General features: G+C 46.5%; 28 protein-coding genes, 1 pseudogene and 1 riboswitch. Of the genes and pseudogenes, 19 read left to right on the top strand and 10 right to left on the bottom strand.

Going from position 1 to position 26,242, the window contains the following annotated elements; genetic code table 11:
* The 3 genes from JMN17_RS15035 to JMN17_RS15025 form a co-directional block, all read right to left on the bottom strand.
* Positions 1-450, bottom strand: a complete 450-nt coding sequence (locus JMN17_RS15035) for a GNAT family N-acetyltransferase (RefSeq protein ID WP_087993609.1) — start codon at positions 448-450, stop codon at positions 1-3.
* Positions 451-534: 84 nt separating this feature from the next.
* Complete coding sequence (locus JMN17_RS15030; RefSeq protein WP_087993608.1) at positions 535-2,373, bottom strand: bifunctional homocysteine S-methyltransferase/methylenetetrahydrofolate reductase; 1,839 nt, start codon at positions 2,371-2,373, stop codon at positions 535-537.
* A gap of 90 nt (positions 2,374-2,463) precedes the next feature.
* Positions 2,464-2,581, bottom strand: a riboswitch (SAM riboswitch).
* Between the two features lie 106 nt (positions 2,582-2,687).
* Positions 2,688-3,179 (bottom strand): YajQ family cyclic di-GMP-binding protein, encoded by a 492-nt coding sequence (locus JMN17_RS15025; protein WP_087993607.1) that lies wholly within the window; start codon positions 3,177-3,179, stop codon positions 2,688-2,690.
* 98 nt (positions 3,180-3,277) lie between these two features.
* Between JMN17_RS15025 and JMN17_RS15020 the strand changes: the two are divergent.
* Positions 3,278-4,175, top strand: a pseudogene (locus tag JMN17_RS15020) (CvfB family protein).
* 52 nt (positions 4,176-4,227) lie between these two features.
* Here JMN17_RS15020 and JMN17_RS15015 read toward each other — a convergent pair.
* From JMN17_RS15015 to JMN17_RS15005, 3 genes are read right to left on the bottom strand one after another with little or no spacing between them, the layout of a single operon-like run.
* Entirely contained in the window at positions 4,228-4,812 is a 585-nt protein-coding gene (locus tag JMN17_RS15015) for a sporulation delaying protein family toxin (RefSeq protein ID WP_003239365.1), read from the bottom strand.
* Complete coding sequence (locus JMN17_RS15010; protein ID WP_019258031.1) at positions 4,809-5,738, bottom strand: sporulation-delaying protein SdpB family protein; 930 nt, start codon at positions 5,736-5,738, stop codon at positions 4,809-4,811. Before JMN17_RS15010 ends, JMN17_RS15015 begins: the two co-directional genes overlap by 4 nt.
* Positions 5,723-6,259, bottom strand: coding sequence for an SdpA family antimicrobial peptide system protein (locus JMN17_RS15005; protein WP_087993605.1), 537 nt, complete (start codon positions 6,257-6,259; stop codon positions 5,723-5,725). The genes JMN17_RS15010 and JMN17_RS15005 overlap by 16 nt, the downstream gene beginning before the upstream one ends.
* A gap of 177 nt (positions 6,260-6,436) precedes the next feature.
* Here JMN17_RS15005 and JMN17_RS15000 point away from each other — a divergent pair, with 177 nt between their 5' ends.
* From JMN17_RS15000 to JMN17_RS14985, 4 genes are all read left to right on the top strand, one after another.
* Positions 6,437-6,784 (top strand): PadR family transcriptional regulator, encoded by a 348-nt coding sequence (locus JMN17_RS15000; protein WP_087993604.1) that lies wholly within the window; start codon positions 6,437-6,439, stop codon positions 6,782-6,784.
* Positions 6,781-7,368, top strand: a complete 588-nt coding sequence (locus tag JMN17_RS14995) for an HAAS signaling domain-containing protein (RefSeq protein ID WP_087993603.1) — start codon at positions 6,781-6,783, stop codon at positions 7,366-7,368. Before JMN17_RS15000 ends, JMN17_RS14995 begins: the two co-directional genes overlap by 4 nt.
* A gap of 19 nt (positions 7,369-7,387) precedes the next feature.
* The gene (locus JMN17_RS14990; protein WP_003239356.1) at positions 7,388-7,681 is read left to right on the top strand and encodes a DUF3784 domain-containing protein; all 294 of its coding nucleotides are present in this window, start codon (positions 7,388-7,390) and stop codon (positions 7,679-7,681) included.
* A gap of 136 nt (positions 7,682-7,817) precedes the next feature.
* Positions 7,818-9,434: a M4 family metallopeptidase gene (locus JMN17_RS14985; protein ID WP_087993470.1), complete on the top strand. Its 1,617-nt coding sequence runs from the start codon at positions 7,818-7,820 to the stop codon at positions 9,432-9,434.
* A 47-nt stretch (positions 9,435-9,481) separates the two neighbouring features.
* Here the strand turns inward: JMN17_RS14985 and JMN17_RS14980 are convergent, their stop codons facing one another.
* Positions 9,482-10,333: a DegV family protein gene (locus JMN17_RS14980; RefSeq protein WP_087993469.1), complete on the bottom strand. Its 852-nt coding sequence runs from the start codon at positions 10,331-10,333 to the stop codon at positions 9,482-9,484.
* Positions 10,334-10,470: 137 nt separating this feature from the next.
* Between JMN17_RS14980 and JMN17_RS14975 the strand changes: the two genes are divergently transcribed.
* Entirely contained in the window at positions 10,471-11,313 is an 843-nt protein-coding gene (locus JMN17_RS14975; RefSeq protein WP_087993468.1) for a YitT family protein, read from the top strand.
* A gap of 18 nt (positions 11,314-11,331) precedes the next feature.
* A complete protein-coding gene (locus JMN17_RS14970) occupies positions 11,332-11,787 on the top strand; it encodes a BsuPI-related putative proteinase inhibitor (protein ID WP_313886384.1) in 456 nt (151 codons plus the stop codon).
* Between the two features lie 30 nt (positions 11,788-11,817).
* Here JMN17_RS14970 and JMN17_RS14965 read toward each other — a convergent pair whose 3' ends face one another.
* From JMN17_RS14965 to yitU, 3 genes are all read right to left on the bottom strand, one after another.
* Positions 11,818-12,015, bottom strand: a complete 198-nt coding sequence (locus tag JMN17_RS14965) for a DUF3813 domain-containing protein (RefSeq protein ID WP_087993467.1) — start codon at positions 12,013-12,015, stop codon at positions 11,818-11,820.
* Positions 12,016-12,168, bottom strand: a complete 153-nt coding sequence (locus JMN17_RS14960) for a hypothetical protein (RefSeq protein WP_176365310.1) — start codon at positions 12,166-12,168, stop codon at positions 12,016-12,018.
* A 105-nt stretch (positions 12,169-12,273) separates the two neighbouring features.
* Positions 12,274-13,086: a 5-amino-6-(5-phospho-D-ribitylamino)uracil phosphatase YitU gene (gene yitU / locus JMN17_RS14955; protein WP_087993466.1), complete on the bottom strand. Its 813-nt coding sequence runs from the start codon at positions 13,084-13,086 to the stop codon at positions 12,274-12,276.
* A 120-nt stretch (positions 13,087-13,206) separates the two neighbouring features.
* Here yitU and JMN17_RS14950 point away from each other — a divergent pair, with 120 nt between their 5' ends.
* The 12 genes from JMN17_RS14950 (at position 13,207) to argF (ending at position 26,201) form a co-directional block, all read left to right on the top strand.
* Positions 13,207-13,974: a prolyl oligopeptidase family serine peptidase gene (locus JMN17_RS14950; RefSeq protein ID WP_148964265.1), complete on the top strand. Its 768-nt coding sequence runs from the start codon at positions 13,207-13,209 to the stop codon at positions 13,972-13,974.
* A gap of 64 nt (positions 13,975-14,038) precedes the next feature.
* On the top strand, positions 14,039-14,347 hold the full coding sequence (locus tag JMN17_RS14945; protein ID WP_148964266.1) for a metal-sulfur cluster assembly factor: 309 nt from the start codon (positions 14,039-14,041) through the stop codon (positions 14,345-14,347).
* 63 nt (positions 14,348-14,410) lie between these two features.
* Positions 14,411-14,581: a YqaE/Pmp3 family membrane protein gene (locus JMN17_RS14940; RefSeq protein ID WP_087993463.1), complete on the top strand. Its 171-nt coding sequence runs from the start codon at positions 14,411-14,413 to the stop codon at positions 14,579-14,581.
* A 61-nt stretch (positions 14,582-14,642) separates the two neighbouring features.
* Complete coding sequence (locus JMN17_RS14935; RefSeq protein WP_202328459.1) at positions 14,643-16,073, top strand: FAD-binding oxidoreductase; 1,431 nt, start codon at positions 14,643-14,645, stop codon at positions 16,071-16,073.
* Entirely contained in the window at positions 16,073-16,612 is a 540-nt protein-coding gene (locus JMN17_RS14930; protein WP_207194306.1) for an MFS transporter, read from the top strand. The genes JMN17_RS14935 and JMN17_RS14930 overlap by 1 nt, the downstream gene beginning before the upstream one ends.
* A 202-nt stretch (positions 16,613-16,814) precedes the next feature.
* Complete coding sequence (gene argC, locus JMN17_RS14925) at positions 16,815-17,852, top strand: N-acetyl-gamma-glutamyl-phosphate reductase (protein WP_202328458.1); 1,038 nt, start codon at positions 16,815-16,817, stop codon at positions 17,850-17,852.
* A 19-nt stretch (positions 17,853-17,871) separates the two neighbouring features.
* A complete protein-coding gene (gene argJ / locus JMN17_RS14920) occupies positions 17,872-19,092 on the top strand; it encodes a bifunctional ornithine acetyltransferase/N-acetylglutamate synthase (protein ID WP_202328457.1) in 1,221 nt (406 codons plus the stop codon).
* 14 nt (positions 19,093-19,106) lie between these two features.
* On the top strand, positions 19,107-19,883 hold the full coding sequence (gene argB, locus JMN17_RS14915; RefSeq protein ID WP_202328456.1) for an acetylglutamate kinase: 777 nt from the start codon (positions 19,107-19,109) through the stop codon (positions 19,881-19,883).
* Entirely contained in the window at positions 19,880-21,037 is a 1,158-nt protein-coding gene (locus JMN17_RS14910; RefSeq protein ID WP_202328455.1) for an acetylornithine transaminase, read from the top strand. Before argB ends, JMN17_RS14910 begins: the two co-directional genes overlap by 4 nt.
* Before the next feature lie 70 nt (positions 21,038-21,107).
* Positions 21,108-22,169, top strand: coding sequence for a carbamoyl phosphate synthase small subunit (locus JMN17_RS14905; RefSeq protein WP_202328454.1), 1,062 nt, complete (start codon positions 21,108-21,110; stop codon positions 22,167-22,169).
* On the top strand, positions 22,162-25,254 hold the full coding sequence (locus JMN17_RS14900) for a carbamoyl phosphate synthase large subunit (RefSeq protein ID WP_202328453.1): 3,093 nt from the start codon (positions 22,162-22,164) through the stop codon (positions 25,252-25,254). Before JMN17_RS14905 ends, JMN17_RS14900 begins: the two co-directional genes overlap by 8 nt.
* Complete coding sequence (argF, locus tag JMN17_RS14895) at positions 25,242-26,201, top strand: ornithine carbamoyltransferase (RefSeq protein ID WP_202328452.1); 960 nt, start codon at positions 25,242-25,244, stop codon at positions 26,199-26,201. The genes JMN17_RS14900 and argF overlap by 13 nt, the downstream gene beginning before the upstream one ends.
* Positions 26,202-26,242 lie beyond the last annotated feature (41 nt).

Raw genomic sequence — 26,242 nt, 5'->3', positions numbered from 1 at the left:
TCACCTGCTTGTTCCGAGTTTTTTGTACATGACGATATGTGTGCCAATGCCGGGAACTTCAAATGGTTCGCCAAGTTCCTTCCAGCCAAGCTTTGCGTAGTAGCCTTTGACATGGTATCTTGCATTGCACCAGACCGCCTGTACGCCTCTCTCGGCCAGTTTCTCCTCCGCGTGTTTGATCAGCGCGCTGCCGGCTTTTTGTTCGCGATATCCTTCAAGCGTCGCCATGCCTCTCAGCTGGTATGCGGAGGTGGCTGTTAATAATGGCTGATGTTGAGGGGAAAAAGAAGCGATGCTGATGAGCGTTCCTTCAAAAAATACACCGAGATGAAAAGCGCCTTCCGCACGGTCCTGTTCATATTTGCATTGTTCGATGGATTGATGGGGACGCAGGATGCGCTGCCGGATGTCGTATGTATCTTCCGCGGAAATGGTTTTAACTTCAAGCATGATGTTCCTCCTCTTAAAAAGTTTTCTATATCGTAACATGAATCCGATTAGAAAAGACTGCCTGATTGACTCAGGCAGCCATATTTAACGCAAATAAATATTTTGGCGTTGTTCGTCTTTTTGCTGTATATACGAGGTGAGCTCAGCGGTTAAGTCAGATCTGAGAAAAGGCGTAATCAAGTAGATGCCGTTAAACAGCTCGCATGCCGCATCCAGCAGGGAGCGTGCAATTGCGAGACCTTCCGCTTTTTGCTTCTCTTTATCCTCACCTGCAAGAGCCATTTTTTCGCGAATGGAGTCTGACAGCTTAATCCCGGGAATTTCATTGTGGATGAATTCAGCATTCCGGCTGCTTGTGAGCGGCATAATGCCGATATAGATGGGCGTCTTCAGATGCTTTGTTTCGTTATGGATATCGACAAGCTGCTGCTCGGAATAGACAGGCTGTGAAACAAAATAATCGGCGCCGCAATCTATTTTTTTCTCCAGCCGTTTTACCGCTTTATCCAGATGGCGGACATTAGGATTAAATGCGGCGGCGACTGAGAAATTCGTTTTCTTGCCAAGTGGTTTTCCAGACAGGGACAGCCCTTCATTGAACTGTTTGATCAGCCTGATTAAATCAAAGGATGTTAAATCATAAACAGACGTCGCCCCCGGGAAATCCCCGATTTTAGAAGGGTCGCCTGTAATGGCCAGCACGTCATTCAGCCCTAACGTATCAAGGCCCATTAAATGTGACTGCAAGCCAATAATGTTTCGGTCACGGCACGTAATATGGACAAGGGAGCGCATATCGAGCTGCTGCTTCACAAGGGCGCCGCAGGCAACATTGCTGATCCGCGGAGTCGCCAAGGAATTATCAGCGAGCGTCAGGGCGTCGATTCCCGCTTCTTTTAATTCAGCAGCGGCGGACAAAAACTTGTCAAAACTCAATTTTTTCGGCGGATCCAGCTCTACGATGATGGAGCGTTTTTCCGCCGCGATCTCATTCAGGCCGGGCTCTGTCCGCTCATGCTGAACAGAGATAAATTCTTTCGCCCGGGTTTTGACTTCTTTTTCCGTAATCGGAGCAAGCCCGCCAACCGCTTCCGCCATCGCGCGGATATGATTCGGCGTGGTGCCGCAGCAGCCGCCGATAATCCGCGCGCCTTGCTTGCGGAATTCTGACGCGCTGTTTTGAAAATACGTGTCGTCAGTTTCATAGACGAGCCGTCCCTCTTCAAGCGAAGGAAGACTGCTGTTCGGATAAACTGATAAGAACACGTCATCAAAAATCGGCACTTCGCTGAGCGCTTCAATCATATGATAAGGGCCGAGCCGGCAGTTAATGCCGACGATATCAGCCCCGAGATCCGCAATCGATCGCAATGCTTCAGAAAGAGGAGTTCCGTCCTGCAGTACGCCTTGCTCATGCATAGAGACATTGAGCATAATCGGAAGCCCAGTCTCTTTGCGCGCGATTTTCAGCACTTCACGGGCTTCTTCCAAATCATAATACGTTTCTAACAGCAAGCCATCCGGCTCTTCATGCAGCAGCAGGTACAGCTGCTCGCGAAAACTGCGTTTGATTTCGTCAAGGCTGTACGCGTTTTTATTAAATGTGCGGATGCCGCCCATCGTCCCGAGGACGTACGCATCTCCTGCTGAAGCCCGCGCGATTCTTACTGCCTCTTGATTCATCTTTTTAATGTCATCCTCAAGCCCGTGTCTCGATAATTTAATATAATTGGCCCCGTACGTATTCGTTTGAATGATGTCGGCTCCCGCCTCAACGTACGCTTTATGTATGCGCTGAATTTCCTCCGGCTTCGAAATGTTGAGCTCCTCGAAACATCTGTCAATGCCATAGGAGTAGAGGAGCGTTCCCATGGCGCCGTCACCGATTAACACCTGTTTTTGCAAATCTTCTAAAAGTCCCATTGTCTGCCTCCTTTATTCACATTCAGCAAGGAAAAAAGAGAAATAAAAAAAGTCCTCTTAAGAAGAAGACTTTGTCAGTGATTTTGTCTCTTCTTATCTTCCAAGCTGTTCGAGCTTGCTGGATTTAGCACCTTGGTCATGGCTGATCGCCATTACACCGGTTGCTGAAGCTTCGTCGGGCCAGTCCCTCTGCTTCTCTTGATAAGAACGGATATGAAGTTTTCGTGTTCAGGAAATGCCAAAAGATTCCGGGCTTTTTCCCTTTCTCCAAATTTACCGAAAATAAAGACAATAATCAATAGGATTCAGAAAATTTATCTGAAATTTATAAATTGAACGTCAATCGGCAGATCTGCGTCCCGCACAGCTGAGATAATCTGCTGCAGGTCATCCTTGTTTTTTCCGGTGACGCGCACTTGATCATCCTGCACTTGAGACTTTACTTTCAGTCCGGAGTTTTTGATGATCATATTGACTTTTTTGGCATTATCTTTGTCAATGCCTTGAACAAGCTTTGCGCGCTGGCGCACCGTTCCGCCGAACGCGTTTTCAATCTTGCCGTAATCAATGTTTTTTGTCGGCACGTTTCGTTTAATCAATTTACTGACCAGCACATCTTTCAGCTGGCTTAATTTGAATTCGTCATCGGAAACAAGGACAAGCTCCTCTTTATCTAAAGAAATGTCGCTTTTGCTTCCTTTAAAGTCATAGCGTGTGCTGATTTCCTTCAATGCGATTTGGATCGCGTTTTGCACCTCAGGCAATTCCACCTTGGATACAATATCAAATGAACTTTCTTTTGCCATATGAAAACCTCCATAACATTTAACTTATGTGTTGATTATAGTAGAATAAAGAGAAACTTCCAACAGAACAAAGAATCAATTTGTGATGATTGGAAAAAATGTTAACAGCATCCGCAGAAAAATAAGCGGAACAGGAAGGACGATAGCATGAGACCAGGGCAGCAATTAACCTTGAGTATAGATCACCAAACGGACTTCGGTTACTTTTTAACCGACGGAGAAGACACGATTCTCTTACATAACAGTGAAATAACTGAGGATATCGAGGACAGAGACGAAGTAGAGGTTTTTATATACGTCGATCAGCAGGAAAGGCTTGCGGCCACGATGAGAATTCCGGTCATCAGCGCGGATGAGTACGGCTGGGTCGAAGTGGTGGATAAAGTGGAAGATATGGGTGTATTCGTTGATGTCGGTTTATCTAAGGACGCGCTTGTTGCAACTGAGCATTTGCCGCCATACGAAGATGTGTGGCCGCAAAAAGGCGACAAGCTCTACTGTATGCTGAAAGTGACGAACCGGGGGCGCATGTTTGCCAAACCAGCGCCGGAAGACATCATCAGCGAACTGTTTACCGATGCCTCAGAGGATCTGATGAATAAAGAGCTGACAGGTACGGTGTATAGACTGATCGCAACAGGTTCATTCATTATCACGGACGACGGTATCCGCGGTTTTATCCATCCGTCAGAAAGAAAAGAGGAGCCAAGACTCGGTTCAAGAATCACGGGACGGGTGATTCAAGTAAAAGAAGACGGTTCAGTCAATATGTCGCTGCTTCCGAGAAAACAGGATGCATTGTCTGTAGATGCCGAGTACATTCTGACGTATATAAGAACAAGAAACGGCGCTATGCCTTACGGCGACAAAAGCCAGCCTGACGATATCAGAGAACGTTTTAACATGAGCAAGGCCGCTTTTAAACGCGCGCTCGGCCATTTAATGAAAAATGGAAAAGTGTATCAGGAAGACGGATGGACATACGAGAAAAAATAGCATGAAAAAGGCTCGCCTGCAGCAGGAGTGCAAAGCGAGCCTTTTTTTATTTCTAGTTTAATTCATCAACCAGCGTTCTGATTGCCATTTCGCGATCGACATTGTCTGAAATCGCAATCGGCGTAATATCAATGGCAAGAATGATCAGAATCAGGGCGCCGGCTGCAGCAACATAAGAAACATAATAGAAATAGTTAGCGGTATCGACCGTGTTGACGAGCTCGGCCTGAACTCTGGACGTATCATCCTTGGAAGCGGCGATTTCCTTTGCGGCTTCCACTTTTTCTTCAACGATTTGACCCGCTTTTTTCAGCAGTTCATCCACTTTCAATGCATCTTTGCTGTAAACAGCTTTCTTCAGGTTATCAAAGAAGTCAGCATCCTCTTTTTTAATATCAGCAACAACCTGATTGGCAAATGCCTTTGCCTCTTTTGTGTTGAGTTTGTCAGTCATGGCTTTATTGAAGACCTCTGGAAGCTGTTTGCCTACTTCCCCCTGAGCAAATACAAACCCTTTAAAAATTTCCTCACCTGAATACTCGAGCTGCTTTGCCTGTGCCACACTTTCTTGCTGCTTCACCAAAAACACAGTCGTCACCAATACAACCGACAAAAACACTAGAAACGCCTTCTTCAAACTGAAACCTCTCCCTTCTTTTGTTTTTTATTCCACAACAGTCTGCGAATATATGTAAATTGAATCGTGGAATCGATAGGAGTGAGATACAATATCAAAATGCCGGCCATGATAAGCGAGAAACTGATGAGGCCCAGCATGACTGCAAAAATCTCATGCATAAAAACAGCGATAATCAAAATCAATCTCCAATGCTTCTTCGGCGCGAACAGCGCCGCAAAGATGACAATCTGAACCAACAGCGTCCCCCATGTCGGAATCACCACGAATGGACTTGTCACAAACGGCTTCGTTAACGCCTGAAAAAAGCCGTTAAAGCCGATGGTTTTTTCCTGGGCGAAATAATAGACGGCTGTTCCGTCCACCCATTCCTGCTGAGACAGCTTAGCGACGGTAGAGTGAAAATAAAGCACCGCCACTTGGATTCTGATCACAAAATAAGAAATAAAAGCTGTAATTTTTCCAAGTGTTCTTTTGCCTTCTAGAGGACTCGTGCTCCAATGCCATTTTCTCGGATCGGTCAGCGTGATGGGGAGCAATAAAAAGGTCATGACAGCTGCTGCCTGCTCGCCTCCGTCGATGACGATTAACGATGACTGCAAGCTGTAACTCACATACCAATGGAGAACCCCCGTGATTCTAGGGCGCCAGCCAATCACGACAAGCACCAGAATGACAATGCAGACCCATCTGAGAAGATTTAACATCATATAGTTATTTTCGCCGAGGCAAAAGAGACTGAGATTCATTTTACAGGCAGGATAACTGCTGATTCCGCTCGCTGGCTTCATGATGAGACTCGGATGATTGACGAGCAGCGTCAGCAGGCTGGATAGCGCAATAATGCTTCGCGCGAGGCCGTATACATTTGTCCACGGGTTTCTTTCGTCCCATCCGGTGATGGTCTGTTTTATGTTTTCGAGCATGAGATCACAACCTTGACTATGCTTTTTACCTGATAAGACGAAGGGGTGTATTTAGAATAGCTCCAAGGAACAATATCCTCTTTCGTCAAAAAGTAGCTGCCGCAAAGCAGCGGGCGGGGAGCGGGTGTTTTTAATTGCACGGTTTTGGCTTTGCTTTTGCAGGCGCCGAGGTCATTTTCTTTACATGCTGTCCACTGTTCCTTGCCGACTTGGCTGTAGATGACGCCCATTTCAACGCCTTGAGATCTCCCATACCGATACAGGCCGAATAGATTATCAGCCCTCATATTGGGCCAGCTGACCTTGGCGCTTTCTTCGCCATCCTCATATAATCCGATCGCAGTATCACGGGGATTTTTGCTAAAAAAGCCCCAGCCCTGAGGAATGACGCTGGACATGAGAAATTTGGCGTCCTTTGTCAGCGGAATCGGGGTTGTCCCTAAGCTGCCAATAATAGAAAACAGAAATAACGAACCCCAAAGGACTGAAAAAATGACAAAAAATGATATCGATTTCTGCATTCGACTGCTCCTTTTAACCTCAAGAATCGTTTTTTCACTTTTCATAATATAAAAACATTTATGTAATAAAAAGGTTAAAAAGTATGAGAAATTCCATTTTTGTTAAAAGAAAAAACAGGACCTTTTTCACTGCTATATGTGATTGATATATAGTGGTTTTTTCGATATATTTAAACCATGAAAACGAATCAAATTAATGACCGCTGGATTGTTCAATTTCGAAAAGGGATTTTCGAGCTGGCCCTCCTTTCCCTGCTGCGCTCTAAACCGATGTACGGTTATGAGCTGACGTCATCCTTAAAAACGACCTCGGCACTGGCTATTTCAGAGGGAGCGATTTATCCGATTCTGAAACGAATGACCGAGAAGGGATGGATCGAATTTTTTTGGGAGGATTCGCTGGACGGCCCGAAAAGAAAGTATTATAAAATGACGCAAAAAGGAGAAGAAATGTTAAAAGAACGGCTGGAGAAATACCTGGAAACCCATCAAGCCTTACTGTCTTTATCGGAGGATTTGCTATGAATGCACAGCACATCATTGACAGGTACATGGAGGAACTAAATGCAGAGCTGGCGAATATGCCTGATGTAGAGAGAGAAAACGCCATCTGCGAATTAAAGGGGCATATAACCGCTTTCGTACAAGACAGAATCAAAGCCGGCCTTAGTGAAGAGGAACTGCTGGAAGCTGTTGAAACCGAATTTTCTCATCCGAAGGAGCTTGCCGAAGCGATGAGGTGTGATGGGGGAGAGGCGAAAAGGAGGGGGTCTTTATTGGGCAAAAGCTGGCTTTCGGTCCTTCTCCTTGCCGTGATTATCGCCCTGCCGCTGCTGCCGCCCGATTACAGATATCTGCCGCTGGTTGTTTATTTAACGGTGCTCGCCGGATATGTGTGGAAGCGGAAAAAACTGATGATGTTTGCTGGCGTCAGAAAAAACAAATTACGCTCTCAAAAGGAGATTGTCACGATTTCGCGAGTGGGTGCGGCTTATTTGCTGTTTTTGGCTGTGCTGCTTCTTTTGCAGCCGTTCCTCAATGCATCCGTCGTCCTGCTGCTGATTGCAGTAAGCTGCGCCGCTTTTTTTCTTTTTCTAAACGTCAAGTAATGTTGTAGGAGGCTCAAATATGGAAATCGGCATCAATTATCTGTTAATTGTCATCGCGCTTTTATTTTTTGTAGTTGCCTATTTTGTCGGGATCAAAAAACAAACGTGGATGCTGGCCGGATTTAATGAGGCCCGTATCCGGGATAAAGATCGGCTGGCCAGAATAGCAGGCTACTTTTTCTTGAATTCCGGTTTGTTCATTTTGCTGAATAGCTTTATCTCGTTTCAAGGCCAGGAGCAGCTCATTCCGCCGCTTATTTTGGCATATGGAGCAGGGGTTATTATTTATGTCAATAAAAAATTAGTAGAGTAGCAAAAGAAGGGCAGAGCGAAATATCTCTGCCCTTCTTTTTTTTGGAAAATAAGAACGATGCACCACATACAAGTTTTTGTTTTTTTGATAGGATGAAGAAAAATGATAGATTCCAAAACAGGAAGGATGTGGTGTTTTGCGCAACCTAGCCAAGAAGTCTCTATTGCTAGCCGGCTTATGCACGGCGGCCCAAATGGTTTTTGTAACACAGGCCTCAGCTGATCAAAGCATCAAATATGACAATACGTATCAAACCCCTTCATACATCATCGAAAAATCATCACCGAAGCAAGCACAAAACACAACCCAAAAAGAATCACTATTTTCCTATCTTAACAAGCATCAAACGCATTTTAAGCTCAAAGGGGATGCGAACAGCCATTTTCGCATTTCGAAAACAATAAAGGATCCAAAGACAAAACAAACGTTATTTAAATTAACGGAAGTTTACAAAGGAATTCCGATTTACGGCTTTGAACAAGCGGTCGCAATGAAGGAAAACAAACAGGTGAAAAGTTTCTTTGGAAAGGTGCATCCGCAAATAAAAGACGTATCCGTCACACCGTCTATTTCTGAAGAAAAAGCAATACGTACAGCGCGGCGTGAGCTCGAGGCTTCCATAGGGAAAATCGAATATATTGATGGGGAACCGAAAGGCGAATTATATATCTATCCGCACGACGGGGCATATGATCTTGCCTACCTTGTGAGAATCTCGACATCTGAACCTGAGCCTGGCTATTGGCACTATTTCATCGATGCCAAAAGCGGAAAGGTCATTGAGTCTTTTAACGCCATTCATGAAGCGGCAGGTACAGGAATCGGCGTCTCAGGTGATGAAAAAAGCTTTGAAGTCACAGAACAGAATGGGCGCTATTATTTGGCGGACGAAACAAGGGGAAAAGGGATCAATACGTTTGATGCGGAGAACCTGAATGAAACCTTGTTTACGCTTTTGTCTCAATTGATCGGGTATACGGGCAAAGAAATAGTCAGCGGCACGCCGGTATTTAAAGAACCGGCGGCTGTGGACGCGCATGCAAATGCGCAAGCCGTTTACGACTATTACAGCCAGACATTTGGCCGAGATTCTTTTGATCAAAACGGAGCAAGGATTACGTCTACCGTGCATGTCGGCAAAAAATGGAACAATGCGGCGTGGAACGGTGTGCAGATGGTATACGGTGATGGAGACGGCTCAACATTTAAGCCGCTGTCCGGATCACTCGACATTGTCGCACATGAAATCACACACGCAGTCACGCAGTATTCCGCCGGTCTTTTATATCAAGGAGAACCCGGTGCATTAAACGAGTCCATTTCCGACATTATGGGGGCGATGGCAGACCGTGATGATTGGGAAATCGGCGAGGATGTTTATACCCCGGATATGGCGGGAGATTCATTACGATCACTAGAGGACCCATCCAAGCAGGGAAATCCCGATCATTACTCGAACCGTTACACAGGAACAGAGGATTATGGCGGAGTCCATATCAATTCGTCCATCCACAATAAAGCAGCTTACCTTCTGGCAGAAGGAGGCGTGCACCACGATGTACAGGTTGAAGGGATTGGGCGTGAAGCATGTGAACAAATTTACTATCGGGCTTTAACATATTATGTAACACCGTCTACAGATTTCAGTATGATGAAGCAAGCGGCAATCGAAGCGGCCAATGATTTATACGGTGAAGGCTCGAAGCAATCAGCCTCAGTCGAAAAAGCGTATAAAGCTGTCGGAATTCAATGAGCAAACAAAAACAGTCAGGACATTTGAGCCTGACTGTTTTTATTTGCTTATTTTCTTAAAAAGAATATCGCCAATGTGCCGGGGCCGGCGTGTGAGCCAACCGCAGAACCGATCGAATGCATGATGATCTCTTTCGGCTTGAACTCATCCTCTATCAAGTGTTTCATGCCAATGGCTTTTTCTTCATCCGCGGCATAGCTGATCCCGACGGTTTGATTGCTCCAATCATCACCGCGCTCTTTCATGAGTTCGATGATCCGTTTAAAAAGTTTCTTCTGTCCGCGGATTTTTTCCAGAGGCACCAGCTTGCCGTCCTCCATTTGAAGCAGCGGTTTAATATTCAGCAGACCTCCGACAAAAGCGGATGTTTTGGAGATGCGGCCGCCTCGTGCAAGATAGGTGAGATCATCCACGGTAAATATGTGATCAATCTGTTCGCAAAAGTTCTTTACAGACGTTTCAATTTCTTGTATTGTATTCCCGTTGATACAGAGATCGGCGGCATGCCGGACGGCCAGACCGTATCCTAATGAAGCGCATTTAGAATCAATGACCCGCAAATCGAAATCGGGAAATTCCTCTTTCACTTCATTGGCCATCATCACAGCTGTCTGATACGTGCCGGAAAGGCCTGAGGAAAAGGCAATGTAAAGAGCGGGATCACCTGTTTTGGCATATTGCAAAAATACATTTTTAATCGTTTGCGGTGAGGCTTGGGACGTCTTAGGCGTTTCTCCTTTTTGCATCGCTTCAAATATTTGATCCGCATCAATCGTGACTGCATCTTCGAATTCTTTATCGCCGAGAGAAACCCTTAGCGGAATAAAGCCAATGCCGTTTTCTTCAAAGTAAGAACGGGGCAGATCGGCGGCGCTGTCAGCGATGAGATGAACTGTCATATTGCTTCCCTTCTTTCTGTTATCGCTCGTTATCATAAGAGTTAAGCCAACTATATCATATTAATTTGCCAAAATCGTGTTCAAATATTTGTTTTAAGGGAAAACATAATAAAGAAGAAAGAGCGGAGGAACAAGCCATGGTACTAGATCAAACAAAAAAATTACTCGTCGTCATCATCGGCGCTTTACTCAATGCGGCCGGGCTGAACTTATTTTTGATCCCGGCAGACGTATATGCCAGCGGATTTACGGGAGTCGCCCAGCTTTTATCAAGCGTCATTGTTGAATATGCCCCCTTTTATATATCGACGGGAACGCTCTTGTTCCTCTTAAACATTCCGGTCGGTATTTTAGGATGGATGAAGGTCGGCAAATCGTTTACGGTGTACAGTATTTTAAGTGTCGGGCTGACTACATTGTTTATGGGAATCCTGCCGGAAACAAGCCTGTCACATGACATTTTGCTGAACGCGGTGTTCGGCGGCGTCATTTCCGCGGTCGGTATCGGCTTAACGTTAAAATACGGTGCTTCCACAGGCGGGCTCGATATCGTTGCCATGGTGCTTGCAAAGTGGAAGGATAAACCCATCGGCACGTATTTCTTCATTCTCAATGGGATTATCATCTTGACGGCAGGATTATTGCAAGGTTGGGAGAAAGCATTATATACCCTGGTTACACTGTATGTGACAACGAGGGTGATCGACGCCATTCACACCCGCCACATGAAGCTCACGGCGATGATCGTGACGAAAAAAGCGGACGAAATCAAAGAAGCCATTTATGGAAAAATGGTGCGCGGCATCACCACTGTTCCGGCTAAAGGAGCCTTTACGAACGAACAGAAAGAGATGATGATTATTGTCATCACAAGGTATGAACTGTACGATTTAGAGAAGATTGTCAAAGAAGTCGATCCGAAAGCATTTACAAACATTGTTCAAACGACTGGGATTTTTGGTTTCTTTAGAAAAGACTGACGAAAGCAGGTGGAAGTCGTGAAACGGCTGCTTGTGCTGCTCTTGCCCGTGCTGCTTTTAATAGGCTGCGGGAAAGATGAGCAGACTGAACCCGATAAGGAGGTATCAGGCGGAATGGAGAATCAAGAGGTTGTTTTATCTGTTGACGCAATTCAGGAGCCTGAACAAATCAAGTTTAACATGTCGCTGAAGAACCAAAGTGAACGTGCTATCGAGTTTCAATTCAGCACAGGACAAAAATTTGAACTTGTCGTGTATGATTCTGAGCACAAAGAAAGATACCGTTATTCGAAAGACAAAATGTTTACGCAAGCTTTTCAAAATCTGACACTTGAATCTGGAGAAACCTATGATTTTTCTGATGTGTGGAAGGAAGTCCCTGAGCCGGGAACCTACGAGGTGAAGGTGACATTTAAAGGCAGAGCGGAAAATCTCAAACAGGTTCAGGCTGTTCAGCAGTTTGAAGTGAAATAAGAGGCTATGGCAAATCGCCATAGCCTTTTTTTACTGAAGTTTCTCCAGCTGATCCTGAAATTGATGGAGCTGGCGACGTTCTGCATCTGTCGAGTTGGCGTACGCAGAAGACACAGCATTTTTGGCTCTCAGAATCGCTTGATCCTGATCGCCTTCCTCAAAGCCGTTTGTCACCATGACAGCCTGTTGAACGAATGATTTTGCCTGCTGAAACAGTTCATTTCTCATTTAATATTCATACTGCCTTTCCGCCGAGTCTCGTGCCGCGGCATGCTGGTGAGCTTCTTCTAAAGTAGACCGATATGGAAATTTTGCGGCGTGTAGCCCGACGGAGTCTTTACCCTGGTGAATAAACCTTCTGGATTTGCTTCGTTTACCCATTTTGAGACTGCCCCCTTCCATACTTTGACGAGATGAGTCGTCTTCAATAGTATGGTGGGGCGAAGTCATGTTTATGAATGGGAAAATATTAATACGGGCCGGCCTTTAAAGTGAAAAATATTCTTTCAAAAATCTTGCCACGCCGTCTTCTTCATTTGTAACGGTTGTTCGGTTGGCAACCTGCTTGACCGCGTCAATTCCATTTCCCATCGCAACGCCGCAGCCGGCGAATTCAAGCATTTCCAAATCGTTATCCTCATCCCCGAAAGCAATGATCCGCTCCTGCGGCACGCCGTAATAATCGCTGATTTTCTTCAGGCCGACCGCTTTATTCATGCCGCTTTTAATAATTTCTATGACATGCCACGGCGCGGCCCATCTTCTATGGTCGATCACCTCGGCGTGCACATTCGATAAATAGGAGCGTATGGCCGGCACATCTTCTTCTTTTGCGTGAATGAGAACGGATGTGACATCCTCGCCAAGATTTTCCCGCAAGTCTCCGACCGTCACGTTTGTTGTATTCATGTTAAAAGCATCAATCAAGTGCTCATCATGGTAATGAAAGTACACGTCGTCAATGACTTCAGCGAGCACATTATGTACGTTGTAGCTCTCGCTGATATCCACCAGCTGTTTCACAACATCAAGCGGCAACGAGGTATGGTACCGTCCCCAGCTGTCGTCCTGCGGATGATGGACAAACGCTCCGTTAAAATTGACAATTGGCGTAGTCAGCTCCATCTGCTGGTAGTACATGGAACTTGAACGGTACGGACGTCCTGTTGAGATGCAGACATAATGCCTGTCATCTTTTAGGTGCTGTATCGTCCGAAGGGTGTTTTCTGATATGGTTTTATCATCCTTTAATAACGTTCCATCTAAATCTAATGCGATTAAATAGGGTTTTGTCTCCATGAAAAGCTCCTTTAACCTTAGAGTTTGCTTGTTTTGCCTTAATTACAGTGTAGCTTTTTACCATCTTTATTGTCTACATGTTACACTTATGATTATGGTTATCCTAAGGAGGGGCACACTGTGATTCAAATTGAAAATCAAACCGTTTCCGGTATTCCGTTTTTACATATTGTAAAGGAAGAGAACAGGCACCGCGCTGTTCCTCTCGTGATCTTTATACATGGTTTTACGAGCGCGAAGGAACATAACCTTCATATTGCTTATCTGCTTGCGGAGAAGGGCTTCAGAGCCGTTCTGCCGGAGGCTCTGCACCATGGCCAACGGGGAGAGCAAATGGCTGTTGAAGAACTGGCCGTCCATTTTTGGGACATCGTCCTCAACGAGATTGAAGAGATCGGCGCACTCAAAACCCATTTTGAAAAAGAGGGCCTGATAGACGGCGGCCGCATCGGCCTCGCAGGCACGTCAATGGGCGGCATCACAACGCTTGGCGCACTGACTGCTTATGATTGGATAAAAGCCGGCGTCAGCCTGATGGGAAGCCCGAATTACGTGGAGTTGTTTCAGCAGCAGATTGACCATATTCAATCTCAGGGCATCGATATCGACGTGCCGGAAGAAAAGGTAGAGGAGCTGATGAAGCGTCTCGAGTTGCGGGATCTCAGCCTTCAGCCAGAGAAACTGCGCCAGCGCCCGCTATTATTTTGGCACGGCGCAAAAGATAAAGTCGTGCCTTACGCGCCGACCCGGAAATTTTATGACACGATCAAGTCCGATTACAGCGAGCAGCCGGAACGCCTTCAATTTATCGGAGATGAACACGCCGATCATAAAGTCCCGCGAACAGCTGTGTTAAAAACGATTGAATGGTTTGAGACACACTTATAAAGCACAAAGGTGTTAACAAGGGCAGGATTTACGTTATACTGTAGAAAAAAAGGAGTGAGGGAACGTGGAAGAAGCATTAAAAGAAAACATCATGGGCGCCCTGGAGCAGGTTGTCGATCCTGAGCTTGGCGTTGATATCGTGAACCTTGGTTTGGTATATGATGTTGATATGGATGACGACGGTTTAACACACGTTACAATGACATTGACATCAATGGGGTGCCCTTTAGCGCCGGTTATCGTGGATGAAGTGAAAAAAGCGTTAGCGGACATTCCCGAAGTGAAAGAGACGGAGGTTCACATTGTGTGGAATCCGCCTTGGACAAGAGATAAAATGTCCAGATACGCGAAAATCGCGCTTGGCATTCAATAAAACAAAAGAGGGCAGCCTGACATATGAGGCTGTCCTTTTTTACAGCTGGAAGGAGTGAAGGAAATGATGTATCTGCTGGCTGTCCTATGCCCGCCGCTCGCAGTTTTGTTTTCGGGAAAACCGGTTCAGGCATTGCTGAATCTCATATTGACCTGTATCTTTTGGCTGCCGGGCGCGATTCACGCCTGTTTTATCGTTGCCGACCGCCGCGCCGAAAAACGGGCAAGGAGATAGCCTGGAAAAATGAGGGCGCAGACCTGGTATAATGGTCATAAAAAACAGCAGGGAGAGCGCCATGAAAAAGAAATTGCTTGCATTCGCGCTTTGTACAGGCGCGTATGCGGCCCTGTTTGCGTACTCTGTGCACTCAGATCAAAAAACAGACACAAGCGAGATGACGGATGTCAGCCGACTGATGCCGGTGAAAATTAAGCAGACAGTAAAAGGGCAGGAAGAGGAAACGCTCATTGACACGATCAAAGAAGCAAATCGAAAAAACATAAAGATCTCAATCGCCGGAGCCCAGCATTCCATGGGCGGCCATACATATTATGAGGACGGCATCGTTCTCGACATGACAGGCTACAATAAAATCTTGTCGTTCGATCAAGAGAAAAAAATCATCAGAGTCCAAAGCGGCGCGACGTGGAATGACATCCAGAAATACGTGAATCCATACGGACTCGCGGTAAAAGTCATGCAGTCACAAAATATTTTCACCATTGGAGGATCTCTCAGCGCCAATGCCCACGGACGTGATATCCGCTACGGCTCGCTGATTGATACTGTCAAATCATTTCGGCTTTTAAAAGCGGACGGAACGATCGTCACCGTTACTCCAAAAGATGACTTGTTTACAGCAGTCATCGGAGGGTACGGTCTTTTTGGCGTGATTCTTGATGTAACGCTTGAGCTGACGGATGATGAGCTATATGTCATGCAGACTGAAAAAATGAATTACAGCGGATACGCAGACTATTTTACAAAGCACGTAAAAGGAAATCCGGATGTCCGAATGCATTTGGCGCGAATTTCAACAGCGAAAAAAGGTTTTCTGGACGACATGTATGTCACGAATTATGAATTGGCAAATGATCAAGATCGGCTGTCATCATACAGCGATCTTAAAGAAGATGAGTATACCGGGATCACAAAGTTTGCACTCGGCTTGTCGAGACGGTATGAATGGGGCAGAAATTGGCTGTGGAACACGCAGGAATCCTATTTCCAGAGCCAAAACGGCACAAAGATCTCACGCAATAACGTCATGCGGTCCGAATCAACATTTCTCGAATATGAAAACAATGACAACACAGATGTTCTGCAAGAATACTTTGTGCCGGTGAAGGAGTATGCGTCCTATATTGACGACCTGAGACAAACGCTGTCGGACGAAGATTTGAACCTTGTGAACATTACCATCCGCTACGTGCAGAAAAATGAAAAAGCCGACCTTTCCTATGCGAAGGATGATATGTTTTCGCTCGTGCTTTTAATAAACGAGGGATTTTCAAAAGAAGCCCAGGCAGACACTGCCCGGATCATCAGGCGCATGACAGATGTTGCCATCAAGCACGGCGGCAGCTATTATTTGCCGTATATGACGTACCAGACAAAAGCGCAAATGAGGCAGGCGTATCCGAAATGCGAAGCGTTTTTTCAGAAAAAACGAACGTATGTCCCGGATGAGCGCTTTATGAATTATTTTTATCAGAGGTATAAATAATGGGGAAAAACAAATTAAAATGGCTGACATTATCACAAAGCAGCGTGTTTTTCGCAAGCAGCTTAATCTTTCCGTTTTATATTTTGTTTGTGAAAAATATCGGCTCAAGCTACACGCAGTTCGGTTTTTCCTACGGATTATTCGGGCTGAGCGGAGCGCTCATTTATCCGCTCCTCGGACGGCTGTCTGAGAGGCTTGACAACCGTTATTTTCTGCTTGCAAACTCTTGGGGTATGGCCGTGCTGCTTTTGTATGTCCCGCATATCGGAAGCGTTGTTCAAATGTATATCGTCCAAGTGCTGTTAGGGCTCTTTGGTGCGATGCAAAAGCACGGAGAAAAAGTGCTGATCGCCGATTTTACAGACAGCGGAGAGCGGGGAAAAAAGATTGGGAATTACCATTTTTGGACAGCTGTCTTTTCAGCAGCAGCCATTATGCTCGGCGGCTTTCTCGCCGATTTTTTTACGGTGCAAATGATTTTTTATGCAAGCTCTATTCTGTATTTTTTAAGCGGATTGATGATGATGAAAACAGGCTGAGCGCGTCAGCCTGTTTTTTTATTCAGTTAAAAAAGCGGCAGATCAACGTTTTCTGGTGCAACAACGTTACTTTTTTTGAGCGGATTTTTCATTGAACAGAAAATGTACAAATGAATAAAAATATTAAATATACGATTGAATTAATTTTTATTCATGTTATAATGTTAAATAATTTCACAAAGACCAAGAAGGTGAACTTGTTTTGAAAATAGGAATTGTAGGCGCTACAGGCTATGGAGGCACCGAACTTGTCCGGATTCTCTCGCATCATCCTCATGCAGAGGAATGTATACTTTATTCATCCAGCGGTGAAGGGAATGTCTATAGCGAGGTTTATCCTCATCTTACCGGCTTAGCCGAACAGAAGCTGAAGCCGATTGAAATGAATACGATCAAACACGAAATAGATATCATGTTTCTTGCTGCACCGCCCGGGGTATCGAGTGAATTGACTCCGCAGCTGGCAGATGCGGGAATTCCGGTGATTGATCTGTCAGGTGATCTGAGGATACAAGAGCCCGCTGAATATGAAAGATGGTATAAACGGAAATCGGCACCGTTGGAAGTGATTCATGAGGCGGTTTACGGCCTGGCAGAACTGAATCAAAAGCAAATCCAACAGGCGAAACTCATTGCCAATCCGGGCTGTTTTCCAACTGCTGTTTTGCTTGGCCTCGCGCCATTGGCTCAACAGAAACTGCTCAATGAATCCTTCGTTATCGTTGACGCGAAGACCGGTGTTTCCGGAGCGGGAAGAAAAGCATCCATGGGAACTCATTTTTCTGAGCTGAACGACAATTTTAAAATTTATAAAGTCAATGAACATCAGCACACGCCGGAAATTGAACAGGCGCTGCAAGAATGGCAGCCAGGGCTGGGGCCTATTACATTTTCGTCTCACTTGGTTCCGATGACAAGGGGCATCATGGCAACGATGTATACGCAATTAACCTCTGGCCTATCAGCAGATGACCTGCATCATTTATATTCGGAATTTTACCAAGATTCATATTTTGTGAGAATAAGGCCAAAAGGGCAGTATCCGCAAACGAAGGAAGTGTGCGGCAGTAATTTCTGTGATATCGCCGTTACCCTGGACGAGAGAACGAACAGAGTCACGATCGTCTCGGTAATCGATAATTTAATGAAGGGTGCCGCCGGTCAGGCTGTGCAAAACTTTAATTTGATGAATGGCTGGAATGAAGAAACCGGGCTCACCATGACGCCAATTTATCCATAGAACGGGAGAGAATCGAACCATGATTCAGTTAAGTGAAGAGCAAATTATAAAAGTAACAGGTGATGTATCCTCGCCAAAAGGATTTCAGGCAAAGGGCGTGCATTGCGGGCTGCGCTACTCGAAAAAAGACCTTGGCGCCATTATCAGCGAGACACCGGCCGTAAGTGCGGCGGTTTATACCCAAAGCCACTTTCAGGCCGCTCCGATCAAAGTCACACAAGACAGCTTAAAGCATGGGTCAGCATTGAAAGCTGTCATCGTTAACAGCGCCATTGCCAATGCCTGCACGGGAGAACAGGGCATAGAGGACGCATACACAATGCGGGAGAGTCTTGCCGCACAGCTGGGTATGGAGCCGGAGTTTGTCGCCGTTTCATCAACGGGCGTCATCGGCGAGTATTTAGACATGGAAAAAATTCAGGCAGGCATCAAACTGCTGACACAAACACCCGCGGGATCGGGAGATTTTGAGGAAGCGATCTTAACAACCGATACGGTGATCAAGCAGACGTGCTATGAGCTGACAATCGGCGGCAAAACAGTCACGATCGGCGGAGCGGCTAAAGGCTCGGGAATGATTCATCCGAACATGGCCACGATGCTGGGATTTGTGACGACAGACGCGGCAATTGAAGAAAAAGCGCTGCAAAAGGCGCTTCGCGACATCACTGATGTTTCATTTAACCAAATCACAGTTGATGGTGAAACATCCACGAACGACATGGTATTGGTCATGGCAAACGGCTGCGCCGAAAATGAGTGCCTGACGGAAGATCACCCAGACTGGCCGGTCTTTAAAAAAGCGCTCTTGCTAACTTGCGAGGATTTGGCTAAAGAGATTGCGAGAGACGGAGAAGGCGCGACAAAACTAATCGAAGCTCAAGTGCAGGGAGCGAAAAATAATCTTGACGCGAACGTGATTGCGAAAAAAATAGTCGGTTCAAATCTCGTGAAAACGGCAGTCTACGGAACAGATGCCAACTGGGGGCGCATCATCGGTGCCATCGGGCACAGCACAGCTCAGGTGACGGCGGAAGAAGTAGAGGTTTATCTCGGGGGCCAATGCCTGTTTAAGCATAATGAACCTCAGGCATTCTCTGAATCTCTCGCCAAGGAATATCTTGAAGGAGATGAAATCACCATTATCATCAAGATGGATGAAGGTGACGGGAACGGAAGAGCGTGGGGCTGTGACCTGACCTATGACTATATCAAAATTAACGCGAGCTATCGCACATAATAAAGGGGAGCATGATGAAGAAAACAATCGTTTTTAAATGCGGGGGAAGTGTCATCCGTGAGCTGTCGGAGGAATTTTTTCATAACCTGAAAGAACTGATGGCGTCAGGATGGAAACCGGCGATCGTTCATGGCGGCGGCCCGGAAATCACAAATATGCTGAAACGGTTAAATATCAAAACAGAGTTTTCAGGTGGACAGCGCAAAACCACGAAGCCGGTGCTGGAAGTGGCTGAGATGGTTTTATCCGGCTCGGTGAATAAATTTTTCGTTGCCGAGCTTGCCAAACACGGACTGCGTGCCGCGGGCATCTCCGGTAAGGACGGCGGTCTTCTGGAGGCGGATTATCTCGATCCGGAAACATACGGGGAAGTCGGAGAAATCAAAAAGGTCGACGTATCCATGGTGAACGCGCTGATGGAAAAGGGCATCATTCCTGTTATCGCCCCGCTGTCTATGACGAGTGACTGCAAGACGCTGAATGTGAATGCCGATCTGGCTGCTTCAGCAGTCGCCGGAGCGCTTGAAGCCGATAAGCTGATGTTCGTCACAGATGTCGATGGAATCTTGAAAGAAAAGCAGCGTCTCGACGTCCTGACCCCTGAGGAGATTCAAATGCTGATCAAACAGGAAGTGATCACAGGGGGGATGATTCCGAAGGTCAATTCAGCCTTGTCGGCTTTATCAGATCAGGTGTCTGAAGTCATGATCGTAAACGGAAAAGGATCATTCTTCACAGAACAAACCTTTCAAGGAACAAAAATTGTCAAAGCAAAGGAGGCTGTTTCATGAGCAGCTTGTTTCAAACCTACGGACGCTGGGATATTGACATCAAAAAAGCAAAGGGAACGTACGTTGAGGATCAAAACGGCAAAACCTACCTCGATTTCATTCAGGGGATTGCGGTGTCTAATCTAGGCCACTGCCATGAAGCGGTGACGGCAGCAGTCAAAAAACAGCTCGACAGCGTATGGCACGTATCCAACCTGTTTCAAAACAGTCTCCAAGAGCAAGCGGCACAAAAGTTGGCGGCGCACAGTGCGGGAGACCTCGTTTTTTTCTGCAACAGCGGCGCGGAAGCGAATGAAGGCGCGATAAAGCTCGCCCGAAAAGCAACTGGAAAAACAAAAATCATCACTTTTCTTCAGTCGTTCCATGGCCGCACGTACGCAGGGATGGCCGCGACCGGACAGGATAAAATCAAAAAAGGCTTCGGCCCGATGCTGGAAGGCTTTTACTACCTTCCGTACAACGATCCGTCCGCTTTTGAGGCTTTTGGCGAGGAAGCCGGCATTGCCGCTGTGATGCTTGAGACAGTGCAGGGAGAAGGCGGAGTCAATCCGGCAAGCGCTGAATTTTTAACAGCCGTACAGTCGTTTTGCAAGGAAAAGGAAGCTCTTTTAATCGTTGATGAAATCCAGACCGGCATCGGACGGACAGGAAAGGGCTTCGCCTACGAGCATTTTGGACTCTCACCTGATATCATCACAGTCGCAAAAGGATTGGGAAACGGCTTTCCAGTCGGTGCTGTCATCGGCAAAAAACAGCTGGGAGAAGCGTTTACCCCCGGTTCTCACGGAACGACTTTCGGAGGAAATATGCTGGCGATGGCTGCTGTGAATGCCACACTGCAAACTGTATTCCAACTTGACTTTCTGCAAGAGGCTGCTGACAAAGGGTCATTATTAAAAGAACAGCTCGAGGCTGAGCTAAAGAATCCTTTTGTCAAACAAATCCGCGGTAAAGGATTAATGCTTGGAATTGAATGTGATGGACCGGTTGCTGACATCATTACTGAATTGCAGACATTAGGCTTGCTTGTATTGCCGGCCGGCCCGAACGTCATTCGGCTGCTGCCGCCGCTCACCGTGACAAAGGATGAAATAGCAGAAGCCGTCAGCAAGCTGAAACAGGCAATCGCTCAGCATTCCGCTGTAAACCAGTAATTTTTTTTCGGCATCGAGGTATAAAAATTCATTTTTATAATTAATTATTCATCAAGAGGTGGGCTGTTAGATGGAAGGTTATTTAGTGTTAGAAGATGGAACAGCGTTCAGCGGCGAGCTGGACGGTCATGGAAGCTGCACGGGAGAAGCTGTTTTTTTTACAGGAATGACAGGCTACCAGGAAGTGCTTACAGATCCATCATATAAAGGACAGATTATCGTATTTACCTACCCGCTGATTGGCAACTACGGCATTAATGAAAAGGATTTTGAAAGCAAGAAACCGCAAGTGAAAGCCGCGGTTGTCTACGAGGCGTGTGATCATTTTTCTCATCATGAAGCCGTATACAGCCTCAAGGAGTATTTACAAAAATGGAACATTCCGTTGTTGACCCATGTTGATACAAGGGCTGTCGTGAAAAAAATCCGCGCAAACGGAACGATGGGTGCGACTGTTACAGGCTCTATAGAATCCGCTGAGATCGCCTTTCAGCCAGAAAACGTGGCAGAGCAGGCATCCGCGCAGGAAATCAGCACATTCGGCGACGGCCATAAACATATCGCCCTCATTGATTTCGGCTATAAAAAGTCCATCGCGTCATCACTCGTGAAACGGGGCTGCAAGGTCACCGTTGTGCCGTATCAGCAAATGGAAGCTGTATACGATATAAAGCCGGACGGCATTGTGTTATCGAACGGACCCGGAGACCCGAAAGCCATTCAGCCTTATTTAGGAAAAATCAAAAGCATCGTCAGCCGTTATCCGACGCTCGGCATCTGTCTCGGACATCAGCTGATCGCGCTTGCGTTCGGAGGGAATACATTTAAGCTTCCGTTCGGACACAGGGGCGCAAACCATCCGGTCATCGACCGTGAAACGAAACGTGTCTTCATGACTAGCCAAAACCACAGCTATGTGGTTGATGAACAGTCTATTAATGAAGCAGAGCTCACGATCAGGTTTCATCACGTTAATGATACGTCAGTTGAAGGGCTCTCCCATAAAAAATGGCCTGTCATGAGTGTGCAATTCCACCCGGAAGCGCATCCCGGACCGGCGGAAAGCGAATGGGTTTTTGATGATTATCTAAAGAATGTGATACCAGCAAGGAGAGAAATCGCGCATGCCTAAAAACACCAGTATTTCAAGCATATTAGTAATCGGCTCTGGCCCGATCATCATCGGGCAGGCAGCGGAATTTGATTATTCAGGCACTCAAGGGTGCATCGCGCTGAAGGAGGAAGGCTATCGGGTGATCCTCGTCAACAATAATCCGGCGACCATTATGACCGATGAAGCCTTCGCTGATGACATTTATTTTGAGCCGCTGACAGCAGAAAGCCTGACAAATATCATTAAGAAAGAACAGCCTGATGGGCTTCTTGCCAATTTAGGCGGGCAGACCGCGTTGAATTTAGCGGTGGAGCTTGAAGAAACGGGTGTTTTAAAAGAGCACGGCGTCAAACTGCTCGGCACATCCGTTGAAACCATACAAAAAGGTGAAGACCGGGAAAAATTCCGTTCGTTAATGAATGAATTGAACCAGCCCGTGCCGGATAGTGAAATTGTAGATAACGAGGCGGACGCCCTCCGTTTTGCGGAATCCATCGGTTTTCCTGTCATTATCAGACCTGCTTACACATTAGGAGGAAAGGGCGGAGGCATCGCCCCTAATAAAGAGGCCTTTACAGCCATGATTAAACAGGCGCTGTTAGCAAGCCCGATCAATCAATGCCTTGTAGAAAAAAGCATAGCCGGATTTAAAGAAATCGAATATGAAGTCATGCGTGACCGCAATAACACATGCATTACCGTGTGTAATATGGAAAACATCGATCCGGTCGGTGTGCATACAGGTGACTCCATCGTTGTGGCGCCGTCACAAACATTGACGGATGAAGACTATCAAATGCTGCGGACGGCTAGTCTGACGATCATCTCAGCGCTTGATGTCGTAGGCGGCTGCAACATTCAATTCGCGCTTGATCCATTCAGCAAGCAATATTACGTCATTGAAGTCAATCCGCGGGTAAGCCGGTCATCGGCTCTCGCGTCTAAAGCAACCGGTTATCCGATTGCCAAGATGGCTGCGAAACTGGCGGTCGGATATACCCTTGATGAGCTGAAAAACCCGCTCACAGGGTCAACTTACGCAAGCTTTGAACCGGCGCTTGACTATGTGATCGTCAAATTTCCGCGCTGGCCGTTTGATAAATTCAAAAACGCAGACCGCAAGCTTGGCACAAAAATGAAAGCCACCGGTGAAGTGATGGCGATTGAACGGAATTTAGAAGCGGCGATACAAAAGGCGGCAGCGTCCCTTGAACTGAAAAACATCGGTACGCATCTTCCAGAGCTCAGCGGCTTGTCGATTGAAGCGCTATGGGAATTGGCAGTCACTCCTGACGACCGCAGATTTTTCGTTGTCATGGAGCTGTTGAGCCGCAGCGTGACGATTGAAGACATTCATGCGAAAACAAAAATTGATCCGTTTTTCCTCCATACCTTTGACAACATCATCAAACTGGAAAACCGCTTGATGGAGGCGGGAAGCGATCTCTCTTTTGACTTATTGAAAAAAGCAAAGGAGAAGGGATTTTCAGACGCAACGATTGCCTCGCTGATCGGCAAAACAGAAGAAGAGGTGCGCGCGCTTCGCAAGGAGATGGGCATTACACCTTCCTTCAAAATTGTCGATACATGCGCGGCTGAATTTGATGCGAAAACAAACTACTTTTACTCGACATATTTCGGAGAGACAGATGGTGACATCAGCCGAAAAGAGAAAAAACGCGCGCTGATTATCGGATCGGGACCTATTCGCATCGGCCAAGGAGTTGAATTCGATTACAGTGCCGTTCATGGCGTGCTGACACTGCAAGAGCTTGGGTTCGAAACCATCATGATGAACAACAACCCAGAAACGGTCAGCACAGATTATGAAATTGCGGACCGCCTGTATTTTGAACCGATGACTACGGAGCACATTTTAAACGTGGCGGAGCAGGAAAACATCGATTTTGCAATCGTGCAATTCGGCGGCCAAACCGCGATCAATGCTGCTGAAGCGCTCGAAAAAGCCGGCATTACCCTTCTCGGAACCTCGTTTGAAACGCTCGACGTGTTAGAGGATCGGGATCAATTTTATCAGCTTCTTGATGAGCTTGGCTTGAAGCACGCAAAGGGAGAAATCGCTTATACAAAAGAAGAGGCGGCTGAAAAAGCTGATGAGATCGGCTATCCGGTGTTAATCCGTCCGTCTTATGTCATCGGCGGAATGGGCATGATCATTGTTGACTCGCAAACTCAGCTTTCTCAGCTGCTGAACGGAGAGGACAGCATGCCGTACCCGATTTTAATTGATCAGTATGTGTCAGGTAAGGAAGTCGAAATTGATTTGATATCCGACGGTGAGGATGTCTTTATCCCGACATATACCGAGCATATTGAACGGGCAGGGGTCCATTCGGGAGACAGCTTTGCCATCCTTCCCGGACCGTCCATCACAAGCGGGCTGCAGCAAGACATAAAAGATGCCGCGCAAAAAATTGCCCGAAAGCTTTCATTTAAAGGCATCATGAACATTCAATTTGTGATCGACAGTGGAAACATTCTCGTCCTTGAAGTGAATCCGAGAGCGAGCCGCACGGTTCCTGTCGTCAGCAAAGTAATGGGCGTTCCGATGATTCCGCTCGCCACACGGCTGCTGGCGGGGGCGTCTTTAAAAGATGTAAACCCCGCAGTTCAAAATCACCACGGCGTTGCTGTAAAGTTCCCGGTCTTTTCATCACATGCGATTCAAGATGTAGATGTCAAGCTTGGGCCGGAAATGAAATCAACGGGAGAAGGCATGTGTGTTGCATACGATGCCGACAGCGCCTTGAAAAAAATCTATACACGTGTCTGGAATCAAAAAGGAAGCATTTATTTCCAAAATGGGCCGGACGATATCAAGGAATTAGCGGAAAACGCCGGTTTTACGGTACATGAAGGGACATTTGCCTCATGGATGGAGCTGGAAGGAAAAGCGATCCACATCAATTTGAGCGGCTCTGAAGAAGCGCGCAAAGAACGTTTAGAAGCCATGACGCACGGCATCACCGTCTTTACAGAAGAAGAAACCGTGCGGGCGTTTTTACAAAGCGGTTCAGGCCATCCGCAGCCTGTATCTCTCAAAGATCTCTATAAAAAGGAAGTGGCATCATGCACACAGTGACGGAAACCAGTTTATACGGAAAAGATTTATTAACGTTACAGGATCTTAGTGAACAGGATATAAACGCCTTGCTCGCAGAAGCCGGTGAACTGAAACAAAACAAAATTCAGCCTATTTTCCAAGGCAAAACCTTGGCAATGATTTTTGAAAAATCATCAACGCGGACCCGTGTTTCATTTGAAGCAGGCATGGCGCAGCTGGGCGGGAGCGCTCTCTTCTTAAGCCAGAAAGATCTGCAGCTGGGGCGCGGTGAAACCGTCGCTGATACGGCAAAAGTGCTGTCAGGCTATGTCGATGCCATTATGATCCGGACCTTTGAGCATGAGAAAGTGGAGGAGCTTGCCAAAGAAGCCGACATTCCGGTCATCAACGGACTTACGGATAAATACCATCCATGCCAAGCGCTGGCGGATCTGTTGACGATAAAGGAAATAAAAGGGAATATTAAAGGCGTGAAAGTCGCGTACATCGGGGACGGAAATAACGTGGCGCATTCATTAATGATCGGCTGCGCGAAAATGGGCTGTGATGTCTCGATCGCTTCGCCAAAGGGATACGAAGTGTTAGATGAAGCAGTTGAAGCGGCAAAAACATCTGCACGTCAATCGGGCGCTTCTATCACGCTTACAGCTGATCCGGTTGAAGCTGTAAAAGACGCGGACGTGATTTATTCTGATGTGTTTACAAGCATGGGGCAGGAAGCGGAAGAACAAGAGCGTCTCACTGTATTTGCCCCTTATCAGGTGAATGCGGCGCTGGTCAGCCATGCCAAGCCTGATTATACTTTTTTACATTGCCTCCCTGCGCACCGTGAGGAGGAAGTGACAGCTGAGATTATTGACGGGCCGAATTCGGCGGTATTTCAGCAGGCGGAAAACCGTCTTCACGTGCAAAAAGCACTGCTGAAGGCCGTTTTATACAGAGGGGAATCATCGAAAAACTGCTGAGCTCAGCAGTTTTTTTGATGGAAACATATTGACAGGCGAAT

Origin of the sequence: Bacillus sp. RHFS10, from assembly GCF_016757475.1 — a bacterium.
GTDB classification, from domain to species: domain Bacteria; phylum Bacillota; class Bacilli; order Bacillales; family Bacillaceae; genus Bacillus; species Bacillus subtilis_G.
Note: the sequence above shows the minus strand (reverse complement) of the source record. Positions and strands in the feature narration are given on the sequence as shown.